The sequence below is a fragment of the Phascolarctobacterium succinatutens genome (assembly GCF_023497905.1).
Classification (GTDB): domain Bacteria; phylum Bacillota; class Negativicutes; order Acidaminococcales; family Acidaminococcaceae; genus Phascolarctobacterium_A; species Phascolarctobacterium_A succinatutens.
In genome coordinates, this window is sequence record NZ_CP097284.1 from 1,087,112 (window position 1) to 1,111,597 (window position 24,486).

Sequence of the window (24,486 nt, forward strand, 5' to 3'; positions counted from 1 at the left end):
AAGCTAAGCAGCTTCAGGACAGGCTTTTTTGTATAACAAATCTGTGATAGGCCTTCTCGTAGAATGTTAAAGCTTTAAACTATGGGAGGAATTAAAAATGATTAAAGAAGCAATTGTAAAAATCGTCGGCAAAGAGGATTTAACCTATAACGAAGCATATGACGTAATCAACGAGATTATGAGCGGTGAAACAAGTGCAACGCAGAATGCAGCTTTTCTGGCAGCGCTTTCTACCAAGAGCACTACGGCGGAAACTACCGATGAAATCGCCGGCTGCGCCACTGCGATGCGTGACCATGCACTGAAATGCGAAACGGGCATGGATATCTTTGAAATCGTCGGTACCGGCGGCGACGGCTCCAACAGCTTCAACATTTCCACAACCTCCGCTCTGGTTGCTGCGGCAGGCGGCATGAAGGTTGCTAAGCACGGCAACCGCGCCGCTTCCTCCAAATGCGGCACTGCGGATTGCCTGGAGGCGCTGGGCGTGAACATTCAGCAGGACCCGGAAAAATGCGTGGAGCTGTTAAAGGAAGTCGGCATGTGCTTCTTCTTCGCACAGAAGTATCACACTTCGATGAAATATGTAGGACCTATCCGCAAGGAGCTGGGCATCCGCACCGTATTCAACATCCTCGGACCTCTGACGAACCCCGGCAGCCCGAAGATGCAGCTCTTGGGTGTGTATGACGAGTATCTGGTTCAGCCGCTGGCGCAGGTACTGATGAACCTGGGAGTTAAGCGTGGCATGGTGGTTTACGGTCAGGACAGACTTGATGAGATTTCGCTGAGCGCACCGACTACCGTTTGCGAGTTCAAGGACGCCTGGATGAAAAATTACGTGATCAAGCCTGAGAACTTCGGCATGGAGCGCTGCACCAAGGCTGATCTGGTAGGCGGTCTGCCGGAGGAAAATGCTAAGATTACGCGCGACATTCTGGCGGGAGCGCAGGGACCGAAACGCAATGCAGTTTTGCTGAATGCCGGCGCCAGCCTGTATATCGGCGGCAAGGCCGAGAGCTTTGCGGATGGCGTGAAGCTGGCGGCAGAGCTGATTGACAGCGGCAAGGCGCTGCAGACGTTGGAAAAGCTGATTGAGCTGAGCAATAAATAAGCTGATTAAAGAGGTTAGATTATGATTTTAGATGAGATTGCGGAATATACCAAAGAGCGTGTGCGGGCGCTCAAAGCGCACAAAAGCCTTTACGCGGTGCGTGATGAGGCAGAGGGCAGACCGCAAGGCAAGGATTTCAGGGCAGCGCTTGCTGCCCCCGGCCTGAGTGTAATCGCCGAGCTGAAGAAGGCATCCCCCTCGAAGGGCGTTATTGCCCCCGATTTTACGGACATCTACCTGCGCAAGGCTGCGGAGTACGAGGCAGGCGGCGCAGCAGCCATCTCCTGCCTGACGGAGCCGCAGTTCTTCCAGGGCAGCGATGCTTACCTGCAGGCAGTACGCCAAAGAGTGGAGCTGCCGCTTCTGCGTAAGGATTTCACGCTGGATGAGTACCAGATTTACGAGGCCAAATGCATCGGTGCCGACGCGGTACTGCTCATCTGCAGCCTGCTGAGTGCAGCGCAGCTGGGTGAATACCTGGCGCAGGCGCAGGAGCTGGGGCTGAGCGCTTTGGTGGAGGCACACACCGCAGGCGAGGTGCAGCAGGCACTGGCGGCGGGCGCGGAAATCATCGGCGTGAACAACCGCAATCTCAAGGATTTCAGCGTGAACCCGGTAAACAGCCTGCGCCTGAGGGATGCGATTCCCGCAAGCAAGATTTTTGTAGCGGAAAGCGGTATCAAGTGCGCAGCCGATACGCAGGCGCTGAAGCAGGCAGGCGTGCAGGCGGTGCTGGTGGGCGAAGCGTTGATGCGCAGCGCGGATGCGGCGGCAATGCTGAAGGAGATGCGTGATGCGTAAGGTAAAGGTTAAAATCTGCGGCTTGAAGCGTGCGCAGGATATAGAGTGTGTCAACAAGCTGCTGCCCGATTATATAGGCTTCGTTTTTGCCAAGACCAAACGCGAGGTGACGGAGCAGCAGGCAGCACAGCTGAAGGCAATGCTTAACCCGCAGATTAAGGCAGTCGGCGTTTTCGTCAATGCCGAGATAGATTTAATTGTACGCCTGGCAGCAAGCAGGACGATAGACATCATCCAGCTGCACGGTGACGAGGATGCGGCCTACTGCGAAAGGCTGCGACTGCAGACGGAACTGCCGATTATCAAAGCAGTCCGCGTGAAGGACGCAGGCTCCTTTGAAAATCTGCAAGCCTATCCCTGCGATTACCTGCTCTTTGATACCTATACCAAGGGGCAGTACGGCGGCACCGGTAAGCGTTTTGATTTATCGCTGGTGGCAGATGAAAAAATCAATAAGCCGTATCTTATAGCAGGCGGTCTTGAGGCGGCGAATGTTGCAGATGTATTGAAAAACAGTAACGCCTTTGCCGTAGATGTAAGCGGTGGCGTAGAAACAGAAGGGTTGAAGGACCCGGAAAAAATTGCCGCATTTATAGCGGAGGTAAGGGGAGATAACGATGACAAAAGGTAGATATGGTATTCACGGCGGTCAATATATGCCGGAAACTTTGATGAACGCAGTGCTGGAATTAGAGGCTGCATATGAAAAATTTAAAAACGATCCCGAATTCAAGGCTGAGCTGGCGCGCTTGTACCGCGAATATGCCAACAGACCGTCCCTCCTGTATTACGCAGAGAAGATGACCAAGGATTTGGGTGGATGCAAGATTTACCTGAAGCGTGAGGATCTGAACCACACCGGCGCCCACAAAATCAACAACGTTCTGGGACAGATTCTGCTGGCGCAGAAGATGGGCAAAAAGCGTGTTATCGCCGAAACCGGCGCAGGTCAGCACGGCGTTGCGACTGCTACCGCAGCGGCGCTGATGAACATGGAATGCGTTGTTTACATGGGCAAGGAGGACTGCGAGCGTCAGGCGCTCAACGTGTTCCGCATGGAGCTTCTGGGTGCGAAGGTTGTGCCCGTAAGCAGCGGCACCGGTACCCTGAAGGACGCAGTAAACGAAGCGCTGCGCGTATGGACCGAACGCGTTGAGGATACCTACTATGTTCTGGGCAGCGTTATGGGCCCGCACCCGTATCCGGAAATCGTGCGCGACTTCCAGAAGATTATAGGCGAGGAAATCAAAGCGCAGATGCTGGAAAAGGAAGGACGCCTGCCTGATGTGCTGGTGGCTTGCGTGGGCGGCGGCTCCAATGCTATGGGTATGTTCTATGACTTCATCGAGGACAAGGACGTGCGCTTAATTGGCGTAGAGGCTGCAGGCCTGGGCGTAGATAATCCCAAGAACGCCGCAACCATGGCAAACGGCAAGCTGGGTATATTCCATGGCATGAAGAGCTACTTCCTGCAGGATGAATACGGCCAGATTGCTCCGGTTTATTCCATCTCCGCCGGTCTTGATTACCCCGGCATCGGCCCCGAGCATGCTTATCTGCACGACATCGGCCGTGCGGAATACGTTCCTGCTACCGATAAGGAAGCAGTTGACGCCTTCAACTATCTTTCCAAAACAGAAGGCATTATCCCCGCAATCGAAAGTGCGCATGCCGTAGCCTACGCTATGAAGCTGGCACCGACTCTGCCGAAGGACAAGATTATGGTTATAAATATTTCCGGCCGCGGTGATAAGGACGTTGCCGCAATCGCACGTTATATGGGAGTTGATTTACATGAATAGAATACAAAAGGCATTTGACGAAAAGAAAAAGGTATTTATCGGCTTTGTGACCGCTGGCGATCCCAATCTTGCTACAACCAAGGAGCTGGTGAGAGCCATGATTAAGGGCGGTGCAGGCTTAATTGAGTTCGGCATTCCCTTCTCCGACCCCGTGGCTGAGGGCGAGATTATCCAAAAAGCGGATATGCGTGCGTTGGCTGCAGGCACTACTACCGATAAAATTTTTGATCTCGTAGCGGAGCTTCGCGAGGAAACACAGGTACCGCTGGTATTTTTGACCTACGCTAATCCGATTTATGCCTACGGTGCGGAAAAATTCTTTACCCGCTGCGAAGAAACAGGTGTAGACGGCGTTATCATACCGGATATACCGTACGAGGAGCGCGAGGAGATGCGTCCGTTCAGCGAACCGCATCACGTTGCTCTGGTGCCGCTGATTGCGCCAACCTCCAAGGACCGCATCCAGAAAATCGCCGCTGTTGCCCAAGGCTATGTATATGTAGTTTCTTCCTTAGGCGTTACCGGCGTGCGCAGCAACATCACTACCGATATCGACGGCATTGTGGCAGAGGTGCGCAAGGCTACCGATATACCGGTGGCTGTAGGCTTCGGTATCGCTGCTCCCGAGCAGGCTTATAAAATGGCTAAGGCCAGCGACGGCGCTATTGTAGGCAGTGCGATTGAAAAAATCGTGGCACAATATGGCGAGGCTTCTCCCGAGCATGTTTACGAATACGTCAAGAGTATGTCCGAAGCGGTTGCCAAGGCAGCTGCAGAGGCTTAATCACAAAAGTTCGGACACAAAAAAACTCCGTTCCTTACTGCACAGGCAGCAGGGAGCGGAGTTTTTCGGTTTAAATTATTGCAGCGGCATTGGCTCAGTGCCACCGTTTACTGCGTCCGGCTGTTCAAAAATGAAGGCAGGGGACGGATAGTAGAATTTGCAGTGCTGGAAGTTGATAACCTCGGTGGAGAAGCGTTTCAGCAGAGCATAGGAAGCACGCTCTTCGAAATCAATCAGGTTGTCCTTGTTGATATCAGCGTCTTTTACGATTACCAGCAGATAAGCTGGTACTTCCGGTGCATCCTCGGGAACCTGGCTGCGGTCGAGAGGGATGTTCGGAATAATTTCCAGATCACCGATAGGCTGTTGGTTTTCATTGTACAGCATAGCATGATAAACATTTTCGTACAGGGTACGAGCGAGTCTTAAAGAATAAGCTCCGGAACTCATATTATTCACTCCTTAAAAAGATGTTTTTGATGACTCTCGCTTTATCAAAAAAAGCAATAAACATAACGCTATTATTGTAACATAGATTACGGAAATAAGCAAAATGAATCTATAATGAAATGATTCCACAGCAATTTATGCAGAAAAGCTGTATTAATAATCAAAAAATAGCAAGAATATTTCATGGAATCTGCATTTTTATGCTGAATGTATTCTGTATACATGACATTTCTGTCGATTTTTTAGCAGGAATTTACACAATGTTGACGAATAAGAAGAATAACAATATGTTGCTGTGTGAATTTTGTTATCTTAGCACATATGTATATTAAAGGAGGGGAACTCTTATGAAAAAACTCTTGGCTTTTTTACTTGGTATCATGGTTATGGCTACTATGATTGCCGGCTGCGGCGGTGGAGATAAGAAAGATGATAAAAAACCTGCTGCTCAAAAATTCATTAACATTGCTACCGGCGGTACCTCCGGTACCTACTTCCCGTTAGGCGGTGCTCTTGCTGATATCCTGAATAAAAATATTCCGGGTACCAATGCTTCTGCACAATCTACCGGCGCTTCCGTAGCAAACGTAAACCTGCTCAGCCAAGGCAAGGTTGAAATTGCTTTTATTCAAAATGATATTGCTTACTATGCTGCCAACGGCACTGAAATGTTCAAAGGCAAACAGGTTGCCGGCCTGCAAGGTCTTGCAACTCTGTATCCGGAAACCGTACAGATTGTAACCCTGAAAAAATCCGGTATCAAATCTGTTGCTGATTTCAAAGGCAAACGCATCGCTGTAGGTGCTGCAGGCTCCGGTACCGAAGCTAACGCTCGCCAGATTATGGAAGCATATGGCATTAAATATGATGATATTAAGGTTCAATACCTGTCCTTCGGTGAAGCTGCAAGTGCTCTGAAGGACGGCAACGTTGATGCTGCCTTCGTAACCGCAGGCCATCCGACCGCTGCTATTCAGGATATCGCAACTCAGAACGACGTTGTACTGGTTCCGGTTGATGCTGACAAGGCTGACTCTCTGATCAAAAAATATCCGTTCTACACCAAGCTGGTTATCAAAGCCGGTACTTATCCGAAGCAGGATGCTGACGTTTCCGCAGTAGCAGTAAAATGCATGCTGGCAGTAACCGACAAAATGGATGCAGACACCGCTTATGCAATCGCTAAAGCTCTGTACGGCAACCTTGACCGTATGAAATCCGCTCACTCCGCAGCAAATGCTATCAGCAAAGATACTGCTAAAGACGGCATGTCCATTAAGCTGAACCCGGGTGCTGAAAAATTCTTTAACGAAAAATAAGGATTTTAAATGATGCCGAACTTCAAAGACCGGAAACCGGCGTTTGCCGGTGGCCGGTCTTTTTTCCCAGTAAAGAATTTAGTAATTATTATAAGCGTTGTTTTAATGCTTTTGGGGTGGTATAGTACGCGCCTGGTGGTGGCTATTATACCTGAGGGAGCTTCGGGAGCTGTTACTTTTGCCACAGCGGCAGGTGATGAATGGTACATCAGCCTGACGCATTCGGTGGAAAAAACTGCCTGGAATGATTATTTCAGGGTTAACGGCGCAAATAACATGACCATGACGCACACCCGCTTTTCCTCGCTGGGCTGGGGTTATCCTTATTCCGCTGCCGACGGCAAGCTGACGCAGACTGCCGACGGCAAGTTTGATATGGAGATGAACCGCCCCTATAAGGAGGTTGCCCTGCGTATATCCGAGCAGGCAATGCCGCACATTGTCCACGGCGGCGACAGCTACGATCTGATTGCTCTGTACGGGCAGGGGACTGCGGTAACGGTGAAGGCCATGTATCGATATCAGTACTGGCTGGAACGGTACTTTTAGGTTTTATTATATTAAATGAGAGGAGCTGATACCCATGTCTGAAAAAGAAAAGAAAGTAAGAGAGCTTTCAGCAGAAGAGGTATTGCAAAAATTTGACAAGGAATCAGACAAGCGTGAGCTTACAGGTGTGTGGGGTAAAATTATTTCCGCAATCTGTATTCTGTTTGCACTTTTCCAATTATATACAGCCACCTTCGGTGTGCTGGATGCGCATTTGCAGCGTGCTATTCACTTAGCCTTCGGCTTTTTATTGATTTTCCTGCTGTATCCCAGCAGACATTCCTGGTCCCGCAGCAAGATGCATCCCTTTGATGCCTTCCTGGCACTGCTCAGCGCAGGCACTGCCATGTATCTGGTTGTCAACTATCAGGAGCTGGTGCTGCGTGCCGGCATGAACACGGAAACCGACTTCATCGTCGGCCTTATCGGTACGATTATGGTATTTGAAGCAGCGCGCCGCGTAGTAGGCTGGCCGATGATTATCGTTGCCTTCTGCTTCATGCTGTATGCCTTCTTAGGCCCTTACGTTCCCGGTATTCTGGCGCATCGCGGCGTTGGCGTGCAGGAAATGTTTGACCATCTGTTCTTCACTACCGAGGGTATTTTCGGTACGCCTATGGGTGTATCTTCTACCTTTATTTATCTGTTCATCCTCTTTGGTGCATATCTGGAAACCACCGGCCTGGGCAAATTCTTCATTGATATTGCCAACGCAATCGCAGGCTGGGCAGCAGGCGGACCGGCGAAGGTTGCCGTACTGTCCTCCGGCCTCATGGGTACTGTTTCCGGCAGCTCTGTTGGTAACGTTGCCGGCACCGGTGCTTTCACCATCCCGATGATGAAAAAGCTTGGCTATCGTCCGGCTTTTGCGGGCGCTGTTGAGGCTGCTGCTTCTACCGGCGGTCAGCTGATGCCTCCTGTAATGGGCGCTGCAGCCTTCCTGATGGCAGAGTTTGTAGGCGTACCGTACTTTGATGTTGTTAAGGCTGCCGTTATCCCGGCAATGCTGTACTACATCGGCGTATGGCTGGGCGTTCACTACGAAGCTAGAAAGTTCGGCCTGAAGGGCACTCCGCGTGACCAGCTGCCGAAGTTCAAGACTTTGTTCCTCGAAAAAGGCCATCTGGCTATTCCGTTAATCGTTATCGTTTACCTGCTCGTAAGCGGTTATACTCCTATGCGTGCTGCTTTGGCAGCTATCGTGCTGACCATCGTTTGCGCCTGCCTGCGTAAATCCACCCGCATCGGCTTCAAGCAAATCGTCCAAGGCCTCGTTGACGGCTCCAAGGGCGTGCTTGGCGTACTGATTGCCTGTGCAACCGCAGGTATCATCATCGGCGTTGTTACCAAAACCGGCGTAGGCCTGAAGATTGCCACTGCTCTGCTAGATTTGGCAGGCGGTAATCTGCTGCCGGCAATGTTCTTCACCATGATCACTTCGCTGATTCTTGGCATGGGCGTGCCGACAACTGCTAACTATGTAATTACATCTACCATTGCAGCACCTGCTCTGGTGCAGATGAATGTACCGGTGCTGGCAGCGCATATGTTCGCGTTCTACTTCGGTATCGTTGCTGACGTTACACCGCCTGTTGCCTTGGCTGCTTATGCCGGCGCAGGTATTGCCGGTGCTAACCCGATGCGTACCGGCGTTATCGCTGCTAAGCTGGCGATTGCAGCGTTCATCGTTCCGTACATCTTCGTGCTGGCACCTGAGCTGCTGATGATCAACGCAACTCCGTTCACCATCTGCTACAGCGCCTTCACCGCGATTGTCGGTATGTGGGGTGCTTCCATGGCGATGATCGGCTTCTGCAACAATCTGCTGAACATTCCGCAGCGTATTCTGTTCCTCGTTGGCGGTATCTGCATGATTATCCCAGGCGTATTTACCGACGGTATCGGTGTTGCGCTTATTGCCGTTGCCTATGTATGGCAGCGCATGAACAAGGTTAAGGGTGCGATTCAGCAAGATGGGGAAGACCTGTAAACCGAAAATTTCATAGCAAGTTTCATAGTCCTGCGTGCATTTAAGATGCTGCGCAGGACTTTTTTTGCTTATTATTATACTAATGGCCTTTTAGTTTTGCTTTAGGATAGGCAGCTTGCCGGTCTGCTTCCGCTCCTGCGGGGGATGCTTGCCATAAATCATTCTATATAATGAAGAAAACCCTCAGACTTTTATGTCCGGGGGCTTTTGTTTTCTATAAAGATGGGCTGCCGTACTGCAAAGTACGACAGCCCTTGTGCCATATGATTAGTTCTTTAGTATATTTTTGCTTGTATATACTATTTTACTGTGGCTCATTGTATAATGAAATTGCACACCTGAAAAATTGAATAAAAAATAGTCCATTGTGATACCTTTGTGTTAAGATTAAGTTGCTACACAAAAACTAACTAAGGAGTAATCACAATGGACTACACCAAAGATATCACAAATCATCAAAAAGGTAAACACTTTTCTTTAGGAGACCGCAGGGAATTACAAGGAATTCTGTCTGACAGCTCTAAACAGTATTCTCTTCGTCAGCTGGCAAAGTATTTTAACTGTGCTCCAAATACTATCAGGAATGAACTCAAGCGTGGTGCTCATCCTCATACCGGTAGATATGGAGCTGCTCGTGCTCAACGTGCCTATATTGCTAGCCATAGCAACAGTATTTGCAAGTCTAAAAGATTTCTTACAAGTAATTTTGTTACTTGGACTGTTCGAAAAGTATTGCAAGAACACTGGTCTTTGGATGCCTGCCATGGCTATGCCCTAGACAATCATCTATTTCCTCTCAAAGAAATTGTGTGCGTAAAGACTCTCTATAACTATGTAGATTCCATGCTGCTTAGATTGCGCAACATTGACCTTCCATTAAAGGTAAGAAGACGTAGAACAACCCGCAGCATAAAGAAAAATCTGAAGCATATGGGTCGCAGCATAGACGAGAGGGATTCTAATGTGGATGAACGCAATGAATTCGGTCATTGGGAAATAGATACTGTTATAGGAAGTAAAAGCAAGAGTGACAACGTGGTGTTGACTCTTGTGGAACGTATAACACGCAAGTATATCGCACTGAAAATAACTAGTAAAACATCCTTTGCTGTTAACGAAGGCATTGCTTACCTAAAGGAATACTATGGTACTAAATTCAGTCAGGTGTTTAAGACAATTACTAGCGATAATGGAAGCGAGTTTGCAGAACTCTCGCAAATAGAGAATGACACTTCTATAAAAATATACTTCGCACATCCTTACAGTTCTTGGGAAAGAGGCAGTAATGAGCGCCATAATGGTTTGCTCAGAAGATTCATCCGAAAAGGAAAGAGGATGGACAATTATAGCTACGAAGATATTATGTTTATCGCTGATTGGTGTAATTCACTTCCAAGGAAGATTCTGGGATATAAAACTCCAGATGAACTGTTTGACTTTGAGTTGGATAAGATCTATGCATCTTAATTTTCAAAAAGTGTGCAACTTCTTATTGCAATTTAGAACTATTTTACTGTTGTACATATGGAAATTGCATCACAAGTCTTTCCTGCAGCACACGGGTTAGGGTGTCGATATTGGCACTCAGCTTTTCGATTCTGCCTTCCATACGGACCAGAAGATACGAGCTGACGAGCATGGGGAAACCATAATCCGCTGCAGCGGAGAGAAGTCTGTCAAATTCCATGAGGATCACTCCTTAGTGCTTTTTACGCCAGAACTTGGACGTTACGATTGACAACACGAGCTTCAACAGCTTGTACCAGGTCACCGCCGATGGTGTTGAAAACGTTGGCTGCGACGATTTTTTGCATTGCTTCGTCGGTTTCGGATTTGGTGAGGTTTTCTTTGGGGTTGGAGATGGTGATGATTTTGGTGCTGCCTGCAGCGTTTTTAAAGACGAGTTGTAAAGATTTTTCCATGTTTGATTGCTCCTTTGTGTCATAATGATAAAAGTTCGGTAGAAGATAGCCTCTCCTTTGGGAGACAAGGTGAATTGCCCGCAGGGCAAGAGAGGGCGCCCTGGGGCGGGTGCCGAGCTTGTCGAGGCGGAGAGGGGATTCGCCCAACCTAACGCTATTCGTAAGCGTGGAAACAGCAAACCCCTCTCAGTCACCCTGACGGGTGACAGCTCCCCCCGAGGGGAGCCTTTTTTTACGCTTCCGCCAGCTCACTCTTTTCGGTCAGCTCAATATCCTTATAAGGCTTCTCCATCAGACCGCCGAGGGCAGTGCCTGCCTCGTACACCTTGTCCAGTGCAGCGTCGGTCTTGATGCCGTTGAAGTTTTTCGCCTTATACTTGGTAGTGCCGTCGGCACCGGTGCCATCCTCAACGTTGATTACCAGAGTACGTTTCAAAATTTCCTGATTGATTTCTGCCATAGATTAAAACTCCTTTCGATGATGAAAAAAATGATGGGTAGAAGATAGGCTCCCCTAGGGAGGACAAGGTGAATTGCCCGCAGGGCAAGAGAGGGCGCCCTGGGGCGGCTGTCGCCGTAGGCGACTGAGAGGGGACTGCTGTCATTATGCTTAGCAATTAAACCCCTCTCCGTCATCGCTTCGCGATGCCACCTCTCCCCAAGGAGAGGCTTTTTGTCGGCGCTAGGCGTTGCCCTTACGCTGCCAGCAGCTCAGGCTGCTCCACTTCCGCTTCATGCGGCTGCAGCAGCTTGTCCCTGAGCATACTGTGCAAATACGCCAAAGCTTTTTTCCGCAGCAGCACGCCTCCCGGGCGCATGGCCCTCGTTTCCGGCATGCCTTTGAGCATGTACAAATCCCAGCGCATATCGGGATCACCTTGACCGGGACCGTAGAGGTCGCGACAAGCTGCTTCAGCATGAGTCATGACCGTATCGTTAGATATTTCCAGTCCAAGTTCGTGACACAGGATAGCGACTACAATCGCCATCTGTTCTACTTGAAGTTCAGTCGGTGGATATGCGCCAAACACAGGATTGCATTTGTAGGCAAGGATTGCATCCTTAGCGCAACAGAGAGTGACGCCAATGGAGCGACTGTTGCGACGCCAGGTATGCGACTTATATTCGCGCAGCATGTTGCAGGTGAGGTAAAGCTCGCCCTGCTCGCCGATGTTGATGTGGTAATCATCAAAAACCTGGTCGTAGGTTCCTGCCGTCCAATGCAGATAGATGTGAGTGATACCGCCTTTGGCATTCTTAGCCAAGATTCGCAGCTGTTCATGATTAATTCTGCGGGGATTTGTTACAAGCATATATCAAAAAGCTCCTTTGTATTTTTTCTCCCATGCGCTTACTTGCATATCCGGATTCTGCTTTGGGCAAGAGGCGGGAGTGTGTTGTTTTTGCCTCTCACTTTACTAATGGCTTTTTTTAGGGTAAAAGTCAGACACACATAATAAATATTTTTAAAAAATTTTTTAGATTTTTTTTCTTTGTCTGACTTTTGATTGTTTTTTAGCCATTAATACATTGAGTTTTCTTTTTTCTCTCTTTCTTTTTTATAATTTTTTCTTTCTGTCTTTATTTCTTTTGGCTGTGATAAAAACTACTAGCGTAAGCTAGTAGTAACCTTGTTCTTTAGATTACTACCTAGAGGTTAGACGTAAAGTACGGTAGAAGCAGAGCGTAGGCGCAGCCCAAATCCCTATAATGTACCCATAGTCATGGACAGTTTGGTAGGTAGTATAGAAAGCGATATGGGCATTAAAGCAACATAGTCTACATGAATTATATTTGCATTTATGACTTAAGTGTCCCTTTAACTTATTGTTTAAATCTGGACACTAAGAGAGAACGAAAAGAGAGTTACTTTGGACAGTTTTCAAGAAAAATACTAGAATTGGACAGCTTTCTTTTGGTCAATCCCTAAAAATGGACACTTTTTTCTTTTCCTTGGTCTTAAATCGTTTTTGAGCGACTTTTTCCCAAACTGTATGTTATACTATGGATAAAAGGCGGAGGTGCTCAAAATGGCTGTAAAGCGCTTTACTGAAGAGGAAATGGAGCTGTTACGTAAGAATCCATACACCTACAGAGTAACTTATAACATGTTATTATTGACGGTAGAGTTTAAGGAGAAATTTTGGAAACTTTACCTTCAAGGTTTTTCACCAGTGTCTATTTTTAAGGAGTTAGGATATGACCCTAATATTTTAGGTGCTTACAGAATAAACAACTTCACTTTTAAGCTAAAGAAGGCAATGGAATCTGGAAAACCTCTCACTCAGGGAGTTGGTGGTGAAGTAAAGCCTCCACCTAAGAATAAAAATTATAGCGATTTGCCATTCGAGGCAGCGATAGCATCTATGCAGTACGAACTCTCATATCTTAGACAGGAGGTAGATTTCTTAAAAAAGCTGTGCTCTTTGGACAAATCAGACTAGCACGTGAAATATCTCTTGGGTTGTCGAATAGAAAATTTCAATTGATTCATGATTTAGTATCTAAGCCAGATAATCAATTGAAAGTGTCCCATTTATGTAAACTCGCTCATGTTACTAGATCTGGATACTATAATTGGTTAAGCAATATGGATTCCCGTAATGAACATGAACAGAAGGATAGAGCAGATTTTAGTAAAATTCTTGAGGCATATAAATTTAAGGGCTATGACAAAGGCATTCGCGGCATCCATATGAGGTTGTTACATTTGGAGAAGCCAGTGCTGATGAATCTTAAAAAGATAAGGCGGCTAATGGTAAAGTACAATTTGAGATGCCCAATTAGAAAGCCAAATCCATACAGGCAAATGGTAAGAGCTTTGAGAACCAATAAGGTTGCTCCTAATCTTTTGAACCGGGAATTTAAAGAACATGGACCTAGAAAAGTATTGTTAACAGATATAACTTACATACCATTAAATGATAAATACTGTTATTTATCTACAATTCTAGACTCCTATACAATGCAAGTATTAGGATATTGTCTGAGTGATTCTCTGGCAATAGATTTTGTGTTGGAAACTGTTAATATGGTACTAGCAAAGCATGGTAATGAAATCTCTAGTGAAACTATAATTCATTCCGACCAGGGTTCACACTATACAAGTTATAAATTTATGCAGTTAGTCCATGATGCTAATCTTAGGCAATCCATGTCAAGAAGAGGAAATTGTTGGGATAACGCACCACAAGAGAGCTTTTATGGACACATGAAGGACGAAATACATATATCTAAATGCAAAGACTTTGAGGCCTTAAGAGCTGAAATAGATAGGTGGATGGATTACTACAATAACGATAGGTACCAGTGGAAGTTAGCCAAGCTATCCCCAAACGAGTATTATGAGTATGTAAAAACAGGCCTTTACCCATTGAGGATATTTTAATAAAAACTAAGAAGCAGCGGTTCCGGCAGGAACTGCTGCTTCTCTCTTTCTCTTAAAAATGTCCTTGACAAAGGGTACGGTTTAAATATCTAGCCTTTTTATTTTTTCTTTTGTTCCTTTTGGAAGAGGCTGGGACAAAACCACCCTCTCAAACTAAAGAAGGACTGGAATTTGAGTTTTTTCTCAAATTCCAGTCCTTTTACTTCGCGTAAAATTAAGCTGCAGCTGTATGCTGCATATATTTTCTTAAATTTACTGCCATCAAAGCCAAACCCATTTCTATTTTTGCTTTGAATTTTCCTCTTACCGTAAATCTGTTGAAACGCAAATTAGCCTTCAAGAATCCAAAGACTGGCTCTACATCAATTTTCCTTCTCTTGTAGATTTTGCCAGTCTTATTGTCTGAAAGCTGTGCTCTAATATATTCTTTTTGCTGTTCCCATTTTACGTTTATACTTATTTTCCTGTTATTGCCTTCTTTGGCCTTGCAACACTGACTGCGGTATGGGCAATTACAACAATCTTCGCATTCGTATACTCTAAAGTTTATCGCAAAGCCGTTCTTATCTTTTCTTTGGGAATTATATTTAAATATCTCAAACTTCGCACACGGAAAACATCCCGTATGCCTTGATAAATCAGCTTGAACTGAATGTCGAAAGCCATTCACGCACACTTCTGTGCACGCAGACGACTCATCCAAAGAGCGGGCAGATCGTTCAGGAATCGTTCCAAGAGCGATTCGACCAGCAAGACTTCTGACGGATATTCTGCCCGAAGCTGCTCCGCAAACTCCTGCAACACGAGGCGAAGCGCTTCCATGTACTTCAAGTCCGGAAGCTCATCAAGCCCCAGATAGAAGAGCTCGCCGAGGCTTCGCCCATCCGTGTTCTCACGTTCCTCGACAGCCAGGAGCATATATCGTGTGCAGACGACGGCGACATGCGCCGTCATCGCATCGTAGGAGACGGAACGACAATCCTTGCCGAGCCGCAGGTAGGACTTGCACGCTTTGAAGAACACCTCGATGCCCCAGCGCTTCCCGTAGAGCTGGATGACTTCTTCCTCCGAAAGCGAGAGGTCTGTCGTGACGAGGACGAGATAATCCTTCCGCTTGTTGCGGTTCCGCACGAAGACCAATCGCACAGGCACGAGGGATTCTCCCTGTTTCGTCGCGACAGCATCGACGGACAGGAGGTAACGCGAGCGTCCGCGGCGTTTCTTGTGTTCCTTGTAGATGGCCTTGACGTTCGAGATCTTCCCTTCGCAGGGGTAGCGCACCTTCTTGCTCTTCTTTGCCATAGCGGTGACGTCATAGCCGAGGTCATGGATGGCTTTCAGCGACGACGGCGAGCAGAACCATGTGTCGAAGAGGACGTACTGCGCGGGGATTCCTGTCGCCTTGACCTCCTGCAACAAATTGAGGACGACGGCTGGCGCTTCCATCTGCGCGAGCTTGCGCTGCTTTCCGCCGTTGCTTCTTGCATCGACGGATGCGCTGGCCTCATTGAGCCGGTTCTTTTCCTTCGAGGTTGAAAGAAGGCAGAACGTGAGTGGCAGGAACGTGTTCCCGTCCGTCCAGCCGAGGACGAGCAAGCGGAAGCCCTTCGTATAGCGGCGGCTCACATGGTCGTAGACGTTCGCCAAGAGTTCCACGCGCTTGGAACGCGAGCGGCTGAAGAGCGAATCGTCGACGACGATGGCACAACGCCGGCCGGCATCCGTCAGCGGCTTGATGGTTTCGTTGATGATCCGCGCCGCAAGAAGCAGCGTGAACTTGCGCCAGTTCGTGTGGCAGGAGTTCAAGAAGCGGTAAGCCGTGTCCTTGCCGAACGGCAGCGAATCCTCGTGAAGTCGGCGCTGCATATAGAGCGAGCGGTTCTCGAAGATGATGCTTACGAGCACGAGGAAAACGAGAATGGAGGAAAATCCTTTGAGCTTGCAAGCGTTGGCCGCGCGCAGAATCTGGCCGACATGATAACGACGGAAGAACGCCGAAGTTTTCTTCGAGATGGATTCCATCTGCTGGGTGGTTTGTGATATACTTTTCATAGCATGAGCCTCCGGTGCTTGGTATGTTTTTGAGCCAACATAATTATACCAAACTGGCAAGACTCATGCTATTTTTCTGTTTACAAAGCCTGGACTTTCAAGGGGTGCAGGGGATTTTTACCTGCGAAGTTTGAGTTTTATTAAAGAAAATTTCTCAGCATGCTCCTAAAGACACTTATAGTTTTGTTCCCATGCAAGATTTTAACAGAAGTTGGTCTGATGAGGATTTGTATGTAAAGTATGGACTTGATGCTTATGAGATTCAATTTATTGAAAGTATGATTCGTCCTATGGGATTAGGCGGTGATGATTAATGGCATTTGATAATATCTTTTTTAAACAACGCCCTGCAGTAGTACCTCAGATTTATGGCTATAAGGTGCCAGGAGTGCCTAGCCACAATGGTTTTATAAAAGTTGGATATACCGGAAGACCTGATGTTAATATTCGTATTGGTGAGCAAGTCGGCACGATTGGTGTTAATTATGAATTGGTGCTTACAGAAAGCGCTATGCGGCCTGATGGTAGCTGTTTCCTTGATACAGATGTACATGATGTACTAAAACGTAAAGGATTCCCTCAATTAAATCCTAATAAGCCGCGTGACGAATGGTTTAAGTGTACTGTTGCAGATGTTAAGGCTGCTATTATTGCTGTTCGTGATGGCACAGAAAATATAGAAAATAGGCATCTTGATTTTGGTATGAGACCTGAGCAATACCGTGCTGTAGAACGCACAATGGACTATTTCAAGCGTTCTCTTGAGGATAGCCCTAATGATATTCCGAAATTCCTTTGGAATGCTAAAATGCGTTTTGGTAAGACTTTCGCTGCTTATCAGCTTGCTAAAAAGATGGGGCTGAAGCGTGTATTGGTACTTACTTTTAAACCTGCTGTTGAATCTGCATGGCGTGAGGATTTGATGACTCATGTTGATTTTGAGGGATGGCAGTTTGTTTCTAACAAGGATGCTCATAATAATAACTTAAATATTGATGAACAATTTGCAAATGCCGACAAGAGCAGGCCCATCGTAGTGTTCGGTTCTTTCCAGGATTTGTTGGGTACTAATGAAAACGGTGGTATTAAAGCCAAGAATGAGTTTATCCATACGGAAAACTGGGACTTAGTTATTTTTGACGAGTATCATTATGGTGCATGGCGTGAAAATGCTGCCAGCTTGTTTGAAAAAGCCAATGATGAGGATGTAGATTTCGACCAGGAGCAATATAGCAAATCCGAGGCCGGCAATGCTTATAACGAATCTTTCCTGCCTATTACTACCCGCTATTATCTGTTCCTGTCCGGCACCCCCTTCCGTGCTCTTAACAGCGGTGAATTTATTGAAGAACAGATTTTCAACTGGACATATTCTGATGAACAGAGAGCAAAAGCTGAATGGAAGGGATCTAATAACCCTTATGAATCGTTGCCTAGGATGGTAATGCTTACCTATAAGATGCCTGATGATATTCGTCAGATTGCAATGCAGGGTGAATTCGATGAATTTGATTTGAATGAATTCTTTTCGGCTAAGCCTAAGAAAAAAGGAGATATTGAAAGCTCCAGATTTGTTTATGAAAATGAAGTGCAGAAATGGCTTGATTTGATTCGTGGTGCTTATCTGCCGGCTGGCCTTGATGATTTAAAACTGGGTATGGATAAAAGGCCTCCTATGCCGTTTTCAGATACCCGTTTATTGAATGTTTTGACGCACACCCTTTGGTTTTTGCCTAATGTAGCGAGCTGTTATGCCATGGCCAATTTGTTGAAGCAGCGTCAGAATAGATTCTATCATGACTATACTGTGAATATCTGTGCTGGTACTAGGGCAGGTATCGGTTTAGATGCACTACGTCCGGTACAAGCATCTATGGGCAATCCTCTGGAAACAAAGACTATTACATTATCTTGTGGCAAGCTAACTACAGGTGTAACTGTAAAACCGTGGGCCGGTGTTTTTATGCTCCGCAATCTTAAGAGCCCTGAGACCTATTTCCAGACTGCTTTCCGTGTTCAGTCGCCTTGGACGGTAAAAAATGATGATGGCAGTACTGAAATAATGAAACAGGAATGCTATGTGTTTGACTTTGCACTTGACCGTGCTTTGCGTCAGGTTGCTGATTATTCCTGCCGGTTGGATGCTAAGGAAAGCAATCCTGAAAAGAAGGTAGAAGAGTTTATCGGGTTCCTTCCTGTTCTTGCCTATGATGGTTCTTCCATGAAACAGGTTAGTGCTCAGGATATTTTGGATATTACACTTGCCGGTACCTCGGCTACCCTTCTTGCCCGCCGCTGGCAGTCGGCTTTGCTTGTAAATGTTGATAATGCTACTTTGAAACGCTTAATGGATAATCCTGAAGCTATGAAGGCTTTGGAGAACATTGAAGCTTTCCGCAATCTTTATAATGATATTGAGACCATAATCAATAAGTCCGAGGCGGTTAAAAAGAAAAAGGAAAAGGGTGGCAAACTTACTCCTAAGGAAAAGAAGGAGATTAGTGAAGCAGAAAAAGAGTATAAGAGTATGCGTAAACAGATTCAGGAGAAACTGATTAAGTTCTCTACTCGTATACCTGCTTTTATGTATTTGACGGATTATCGTGAACGTTCTCTTAAAGATGTTATTCTTCAGCTGGAACCTGATTTGTTTAAGAAAGTTACAGGCCTCAGCACTAAGGACTTTGATTTGTTATGTTCTCTTGGATTGTTTAATTCTAATATGATGAACGATGCGATATTCAAATTCAAGCGTTATGAGGATGCAAGTCTTTCTTATACAGGTTTGGATATGAATGCTGATCATATCGTTGTCGGTGGTTGGGATACTGTTATCCGTCGAGAGGAATATGAGAAAATGTATGCCAGCCAGCAGGATAGCATGATTGTGAAAATCGGCAAAGGAATTAAGCCTGATAAAGATATCAAAGAAACTGCCAAACCTGATGTTCAGGTAAACAAAGCTCCTGTAGCTAAAACATCTATAGTAAACAAACCTGGTTATGTAACTCGTAAACAACCTATGGCAAAGGTTGCTGATAATGAAGAACAGGAGTTATTTGTTAAAGCTGGAGATATTGTAACACATAAGAAGTTCGGTAGAGGAGTCGTTAAGAAAATCGATAAATTTAACAAGTATATTGAAATTAAATTTGGCAATGCTAGTAAGAAGTTTATCTATCCGGATATCTTTAAAATGGGCTTTTTGACATTGGAGGGTAAATAATTGGCTAGACCTAAAAAAGACTGTAAGCCATTTAGTATTCGTATGGAGCAGACAGTATTTGACCGTTTGTGTTGTTACTGTGAACAATCAGGGCAGACAAAAACAGTAGCTATTGAACGGGCTGTGATGCGTTATATTGACGAGTACGAAAAGCAACAAAGCCTAATTAAGGCTAATTTTCCACAAGTATAGGTAAATCCTTGTCCTATGCGAGTAAAATGTAAAATATACGCGTTTTTGCCTATTCTACGCTCTTTTTTATGGCGTTGAATTATGATTAATGTTAAAAAGAAGTCGTGAAAAATTTCGTTTTTTCACGACTTCTTTTAGTCTTCGGTTATCCATTATTTAAGGTTGTTGTAGAACTTGTCTATTGCCGTCTGCATCAGCTGAACCAGTTCGGATAACGTATAATAAGTTGCGCAAATTCAATTCAAAAAGATAGACATAGAGACTACCTTTGCTTACAATTAAGTTACCACACAAAACTTGAAAGAAGGTAGAATCTATGTCTGGTAACATTATACAATTAAACGAGCAATTTATCCACAACGAATTGAAAACTATTGTAAAAAATAGTGTAGAAGAAACTCTCAATGCTCTTTTGGATGCAGAAGCTGACAAACTTGTACAAGCTGAACGCTACGCACGCGACCAAACAAGAAAAGGTTATCGTGCCGGTCATTACGAAAGATCATTCTCTACTCAAGCTGGTGACGTTACTTTAAAAGTGCCTAAATTAAAAGGTCTTACTTTTGAGTCTGCTATTATTCAGCGCTACCAAAGACGTGAATGCTCCGTAGAAGAAGCCTTGGTAGAAATGTATCTTGCCGGCGTTTCTATGCGTCGTGTTGAAAGTATTACAGAGATTCTCTGGGGACAGAAGGTTTCAGCCGGAACCATTAGCAATCTGAATCAAAAATGCTTTTCTCAAATTGAAGAATGGCGCTCCAGGAAGCTTACAGAAAAGTACCCCTATGTCTTTGTAGACGGTATTTTTCTAAAAAGATGTTGGGGAGGTTCCTTTGAAAACGCCTCTGTATTAGTTGCTATTGGCGTCACAGAAGACGGATACAGAGAAGTTATAGGTACAGCCGAGGGCCTCAAAGAAGATACTGAAAGCTGGAAAAATTTCTTTGTATGGCTGAAAAGCCGTGGCTTAGATGGCGTAAAACTTATAATTGGCGATAAAAATTTAGGCATGGTAGAAAGCATAGGTGAAGTGTTTCCAAATGCCAGATACCAACGCTGCACGGTGCATATGTACCGTAATATATTCTCTGTAGTACCACGTAAAACTGTCAAGGAAGTTGCCAAGATGCTCAAAGCAATTCATGCTCAGGAGAATAAAGCAGCAGCTAAAGAAAAGGCAAAATCAGTAATTTCCAGATTACGTGAGATGAAACTTAACAAGGCTGCAGACAAACTAGAAAATGGTTTAGAGGAAACCTTAACCTATATGGATTTTCCGTCAGAGCATTGGCTGCGTATACGTACCAATAACGTTATTGAACGTGTAAACAGAGAAATAAAGCGTCGCACAAGAGTGATTGGCACGTTTCCTGATGGTGAATCAGCATTGATGCTTGTATGTGCAAGATTGCGTTATATAGCCAGCAATGATTGGGGCAAAAAACGTTACTTGAACATGAAACATCTAACAGATATGCTTGCCGAAGAACTGTATTGTGAAGCAAAAATATCTTAAAAACAGCTAACTTAATAAGCAAAGGTATCTAAAGCAGAAGCTAGTTGATATTTAATGGTTAAGTGCACTAACCGTTAAACTTATATACTAAACTTCTGCTAGGATGTCTGAAGAAATTTGCGCAAAACTATTGACAGTACCGAAGTGGCGCTGTACGGCGAACATATAAGACTAAAGGCGTTCTACCCAACTGCGGTAGAACGCCTTTTGCTTTAATGTTGTGTGTGCGTATCAGGCTTGCTCAGCTTGCTCTTCCTTCAGCTTCTCTACATCAGCGAGAGATAAATTTGTAAGCTCCGCAATATCCTCGAGAGAATAGCAGCCCTTGGCCAACATGCGCTTAGCAGTAGCGATATTGGCATTTGCTTCACCTTCAGCAAGACCTATTTCCTTGCCTTTGGCAATACCCACAGCTTCGCCCTCACGTCTTTCATCTAATAAACGTGCTTCCATAAGCATAAATTCTCGCCTCACTTTCGTATCGAGTTTCAGATAGCTGATTTCATCATCTATCTGCTTGGTAAAATCAGTAGTTACAATGTGGTTGTTTACATAATCATAAAAGCTTTTGATGTCTTGAGAAATATCGCCATGCGTACCTTTGGTGTTCAAAATCATCGTGGTCGCTTCATCGGGAAGCTCCAGCTCCAGATTTTCCAGACAACGCTTCTTAAAGGTGTAGACATAATTACCCTGTTCAAAGAAATCAAAAACGCAGATAAAAATGATAAATGTCGGTGGCAGCAGGTCATACGGCTGTCCCTTCTGCAGCAAATCAATATCAAGCAGCGCCTGATAATAGCGTGAGCGCTTGGGCAGAACGTAGGTATCCGTATCGGGATTTTTATTGTTTTTCACCTGCATCTCCAGATTATAATGCGTGTTTTTATCATCCGCTACGATGATATCAAGGCGGATACCGCGGCTGGTGTACTCAGGATCAAGCGTCTTTTCTGCCTCCAGATAGTTGATATCCGCAATTTCTATCTGCAGCAGCTCCTCCAGCAGATGCTTGCAGATACGCTTGCGCGACATAACCTTCTTGAAAATGAAGTCGCTTTGGATAGTCAGGTTTGCAAATTTTGTTGCCAGGTCTTGCATGGTTTTTCTCCTTTCATTTTAACACAAGTGAATAAAAAAATACATAAGCAGTTGCAAAGCGCCTGAAAAACAAAAAAGAGCAGTACCCTGACGATAAAAAATCGTCAGTTCGTACTACTCTTAGAATGTACCATATAAATATAAATGGCCTTGCTTAAGCTTCTGCAGAAAAGGTGCATCTGCAGGATATACTGCTTATTTAATTGTCCGCAGGTAAATGAGCCGGATGCATAAGCTTACTTGCGGTTTTGAAGAACTTAGTTTAAGTGTACTTGAAATGGAAGGGAATGTCAAGGGAGCAGGGGGCACCTTGCCCGCAGCCCTTTTTTGCATGCGCTATTCCTCTGCCAAAAAGTCATCCGTTTGGCAACAAACTTTTCACAAAAAATATGTATCACTATTTGTCAATAGCCCATATTTAGTGTATAATAAAGTAGAGAGTATGTGTGCGGACACAGTATCAAATTCAATTTCTACATTTGTACGGAAGAATGTAAAATAAAAAATGGAGGTGTATTTTTTTTGGGTAAATTTCAACATAAGGTCCAGATTATCCCGCTTGGTGGTTTGGGCGAAATTGGTAAAAATATGACGGTATTCCGTTACGGGGACGACATGATCCTGATTGATGCAGGCCTGATGTTCCCTGAAGACGATATGCTCGGCATTGACTTGGTTATTCCCGATATTACATATTTGGTTGAGAATAAAGATAAAATTAAGGGTATCTTTCTGACACATGGTCACGAGGACCATATCGGTGCGCTGCCCTATGTTATGAAACAAATTGATTGTCCAGTTTATGGTACCGCACTTACTCTGGGTATTTTACAAGGCCGCTTGAAGGAAAACGGTGTAGGCAACGAAACCCTGCACGTAGTAAAACCCGGTGACAAGATTAACACCGGTGCCTTTAAGCTCGATTTCATCCGCGTAAACCACAGCATTCCCGACGCTGTTGCTATCGCGATTACTACTCCTATCGGTGTTATTATCCACACCGGTGACTTCAAAATCGACCACACTCCTGTTGACGGACAGGTTATGGAATTCAATAAATTTGCCGAATACGGCGACCGCGGTGTACTGTGCCTGCTGGCAGACAGCACCAACGCCGAGCGCCCGGGCTTCACTCCCAGCGAAAAAATGGTAGGCCAGACCTTTGACGAGGAGTTCCGCTATGCTAAGCATCGTATTATTGTAGCAACCTTCTCCTCTAACGTACATCGTATCCAACAGGTTATTGATACTGCTGTGAAGTATGACCGTAAGGTAGCAGTTATCGGCCGCAGCATGGTGAATGTTGTAAATATCGCCAAGGAGCTTGGTTACCTGAAGGTTCCCGAGGGCGTGCTGATTGATATTGACGAAACTCATAACTATACGCCGGAAAAGGTTGTTATTATCACCACCGGCAGTCAGGGCGAGCCGATGAGCGCGCTCACTCGTATGGCTATGAATGACCATAAAAAGGTTGATATTATGCCCGGTGATACAGTAATTATTTCTGCTACACCTATTCCGGGCAACGAAAAGCTTGTTTCCCGTACTATCGACCATCTGTACAAGCTGGGTGCGGACGTTATCTATGAAAAGAGCAACGGTGTCCACGTTTCCGGCCACGCCAGCCAGGAGGAAATCAAGATGATGCACAATCTGGTGCGTCCGCGTTTCTTCATGCCTGTGCATGGTGAATACCGTCACCTGGTTAAGCATGCTAATCTGGCGAAATCCCTCGGCATGCCGGCAGACCACATTGTTATCGGTGAAAACGGCAGTGTTATCGAGCTGACCAAGAGCAGCATTACCATTAGCGGCAAGGTGCCTGCAGGCAAGGTGCTGGTTGACGGCTTGGGTGTCGGCGACGTAGGCAACATCGTACTGCGCGACCGCCGTCAGCTCTCTCAGGACGGTATCATGATTGTTGTTGTAACCGTCGACAAGGAATCCTGCCATGTGGTTTCCGGTCCGGATATCGTTTCCCGCGGCTTTGTTTATGTGCGCGAGGCCGAGGACCTGATGGATGAAGCACGCGATAAGGTGCAGGCTGCATTGGATCGCTGCGAGGAAAACAATGTTTCCGAATGGTCGGCAATCAAGTCCACTGTCCGTGATTCTCTGGGACGCTTCCTGTTCGAAAGAACCCGCCGCCGTCCGATGATTCTGCCGATTATCATGGAGATTTGATAGTGATTAGTTATTAGTGATTAGTTTTTGGTGAGCGGTTGTCAGAAGTCAGCTGATAAAGGATGACTGCCGGCAGCTGCAAATTTAGGAGTT

Annotated in this window: 22 protein-coding genes and 1 pseudogene; 15 read left to right on the forward strand and 8 right to left on the reverse strand. The window is 45.7% G+C overall.

The window, feature by feature from the left end:
• Positions 1–97: 97 nt before the first annotated feature.
• The 5 genes from trpD to trpA are packed head-to-tail and all read left to right on the forward strand — an operon-like array spanning position 98 to position 4,501.
• Positions 98–1,114, forward strand: a complete 1,017-nt coding sequence (gene trpD / locus M5E81_RS05190; protein ID WP_249748039.1) for an anthranilate phosphoribosyltransferase — start codon at positions 98–100, stop codon at positions 1,112–1,114.
• Between the two features lie 21 nt (positions 1,115–1,135).
• Positions 1,136–1,915, forward strand: coding sequence for an indole-3-glycerol phosphate synthase TrpC (gene trpC, locus M5E81_RS05195; RefSeq protein WP_009145721.1), 780 nt, complete (start codon positions 1,136–1,138; stop codon positions 1,913–1,915).
• Positions 1,908–2,546: a phosphoribosylanthranilate isomerase gene (locus tag M5E81_RS05200; RefSeq protein WP_249748040.1), complete on the forward strand. Its 639-nt coding sequence runs from the start codon at positions 1,908–1,910 to the stop codon at positions 2,544–2,546. The genes trpC and M5E81_RS05200 overlap by 8 nt, the downstream gene beginning before the upstream one ends.
• A complete protein-coding gene (trpB, locus tag M5E81_RS05205; protein ID WP_009145719.1) occupies positions 2,533–3,717 on the forward strand; it encodes a tryptophan synthase subunit beta in 1,185 nt (394 codons plus the stop codon). Before M5E81_RS05200 ends, trpB begins: the two co-directional genes overlap by 14 nt.
• Positions 3,710–4,501: a tryptophan synthase subunit alpha gene (trpA, locus tag M5E81_RS05210; protein WP_249748041.1), complete on the forward strand. Its 792-nt coding sequence runs from the start codon at positions 3,710–3,712 to the stop codon at positions 4,499–4,501. Before trpB ends, trpA begins: the two co-directional genes overlap by 8 nt.
• 75 nt (positions 4,502–4,576) lie before the next feature.
• Here the strand turns inward: trpA and M5E81_RS05215 are convergent, their stop codons facing one another.
• Entirely contained in the window at positions 4,577–4,951 is a 375-nt protein-coding gene (locus M5E81_RS05215) for a hypothetical protein (protein WP_021719551.1), read from the reverse strand.
• A 347-nt stretch (positions 4,952–5,298) separates the two neighbouring features.
• Between M5E81_RS05215 and M5E81_RS05220 the strand changes: the two genes are divergently transcribed.
• The 4 genes from M5E81_RS05220 (at position 5,299) to M5E81_RS05235 (ending at position 10,276) form a co-directional block, all read left to right on the forward strand.
• Positions 5,299–6,270, forward strand: a complete 972-nt coding sequence (locus tag M5E81_RS05220) for a TAXI family TRAP transporter solute-binding subunit (RefSeq protein WP_009145715.1) — start codon at positions 5,299–5,301, stop codon at positions 6,268–6,270.
• Positions 6,271–6,408: 138 nt separating this feature from the next.
• A complete protein-coding gene (locus tag M5E81_RS05225; protein ID WP_249748042.1) occupies positions 6,409–6,819 on the forward strand; it encodes a DUF1850 domain-containing protein in 411 nt (136 codons plus the stop codon).
• A gap of 34 nt (positions 6,820–6,853) precedes the next feature.
• Positions 6,854–8,809 (forward strand): TRAP transporter permease, encoded by a 1,956-nt coding sequence (locus M5E81_RS05230; RefSeq protein ID WP_249748043.1) that lies wholly within the window; start codon positions 6,854–6,856, stop codon positions 8,807–8,809.
• A 426-nt stretch (positions 8,810–9,235) separates the two neighbouring features.
• On the forward strand, positions 9,236–10,276 hold the full coding sequence (locus M5E81_RS05235; protein ID WP_249746999.1) for an IS30 family transposase: 1,041 nt from the start codon (positions 9,236–9,238) through the stop codon (positions 10,274–10,276).
• 43 nt (positions 10,277–10,319) lie between these two features.
• On the opposite strand, the gene M5E81_RS05240 is transcribed toward M5E81_RS05235, so the two are convergent.
• The 4 genes from M5E81_RS05240 to M5E81_RS05255 all read right to left on the reverse strand — a co-directional run bounded on the left by M5E81_RS05240 (position 10,320) and on the right by M5E81_RS05255 (position 12,044).
• Complete coding sequence (locus M5E81_RS05240) at positions 10,320–10,496, reverse strand: YvrJ family protein (protein ID WP_249748044.1); 177 nt, start codon at positions 10,494–10,496, stop codon at positions 10,320–10,322.
• Between the two features lie 22 nt (positions 10,497–10,518).
• Positions 10,519–10,731 carry a DUF2922 domain-containing protein gene (locus M5E81_RS05245; protein ID WP_249747893.1) on the reverse strand — a complete coding sequence of 71 codons (213 nt, stop codon included), beginning with the start codon at positions 10,729–10,731 and terminating at the stop codon, positions 10,519–10,521.
• 232 nt (positions 10,732–10,963) lie between these two features.
• Positions 10,964–11,191 (reverse strand): DUF1659 domain-containing protein, encoded by a 228-nt coding sequence (locus M5E81_RS05250; RefSeq protein WP_210684102.1) that lies wholly within the window; start codon positions 11,189–11,191, stop codon positions 10,964–10,966.
• A 235-nt stretch (positions 11,192–11,426) separates the two neighbouring features.
• Positions 11,427–12,044 carry a peptidoglycan recognition protein family protein gene (locus M5E81_RS05255; protein ID WP_249748045.1) on the reverse strand — a complete coding sequence of 206 codons (618 nt, stop codon included), beginning with the start codon at positions 12,042–12,044 and terminating at the stop codon, positions 11,427–11,429.
• A gap of 717 nt (positions 12,045–12,761) precedes the next feature.
• Here M5E81_RS05255 and M5E81_RS05260 point away from each other — a divergent pair.
• Both M5E81_RS05260 and M5E81_RS05265 read left to right on the forward strand, forming a co-directional pair.
• Positions 12,762–13,175, forward strand: a complete 414-nt coding sequence (locus M5E81_RS05260) for an HTH domain-containing protein (RefSeq protein WP_009144403.1) — start codon at positions 12,762–12,764, stop codon at positions 13,173–13,175.
• Entirely contained in the window at positions 13,151–14,119 is a 969-nt protein-coding gene (locus M5E81_RS05265; protein WP_050787068.1) for an IS3 family transposase, read from the forward strand. Before M5E81_RS05260 ends, M5E81_RS05265 begins: the two co-directional genes overlap by 25 nt.
• A gap of 214 nt (positions 14,120–14,333) precedes the next feature.
• Here the strand turns inward: M5E81_RS05265 and M5E81_RS05270 are convergent.
• Positions 14,334–14,711: pseudogene (locus tag M5E81_RS05270) on the reverse strand (transposase); the annotation flags it as partial.
• Positions 14,712–14,785: 74 nt separating this feature from the next.
• Entirely contained in the window at positions 14,786–16,171 is a 1,386-nt protein-coding gene (locus M5E81_RS05275) for an IS4 family transposase (RefSeq protein WP_249747014.1), read from the reverse strand.
• A 313-nt stretch (positions 16,172–16,484) separates the two neighbouring features.
• Between M5E81_RS05275 and M5E81_RS05280 the strand changes: the two genes are divergently transcribed.
• From M5E81_RS05280 to M5E81_RS05290, 3 genes are all read left to right on the forward strand, one after another.
• Positions 16,485–19,397, forward strand: a complete 2,913-nt coding sequence (locus tag M5E81_RS05280) for a DEAD/DEAH box helicase family protein (RefSeq protein WP_249748046.1) — start codon at positions 16,485–16,487, stop codon at positions 19,395–19,397.
• Positions 19,398–19,589: a hypothetical protein gene (locus M5E81_RS05285; RefSeq protein WP_249748047.1), complete on the forward strand. Its 192-nt coding sequence runs from the start codon at positions 19,398–19,400 to the stop codon at positions 19,587–19,589.
• Positions 19,590–19,905: 316 nt separating this feature from the next.
• Positions 19,906–21,105 (forward strand): IS256 family transposase, encoded by a 1,200-nt coding sequence (locus M5E81_RS05290; protein ID WP_249748048.1) that lies wholly within the window; start codon positions 19,906–19,908, stop codon positions 21,103–21,105.
• Positions 21,106–21,336: 231 nt separating this feature from the next.
• Here M5E81_RS05290 and M5E81_RS05295 read toward each other — a convergent pair whose 3' ends face one another.
• Positions 21,337–22,206, reverse strand: a complete 870-nt coding sequence (locus M5E81_RS05295) for an Rpn family recombination-promoting nuclease/putative transposase (protein ID WP_249748049.1) — start codon at positions 22,204–22,206, stop codon at positions 21,337–21,339.
• Positions 22,207–22,728: 522 nt separating this feature from the next.
• Here M5E81_RS05295 and M5E81_RS05300 point away from each other — a divergent pair.
• A complete protein-coding gene (locus M5E81_RS05300; RefSeq protein ID WP_249748050.1) occupies positions 22,729–24,393 on the forward strand; it encodes a ribonuclease J in 1,665 nt (554 codons plus the stop codon).
• Positions 24,394–24,486: the final 93 nt, after the last annotated feature.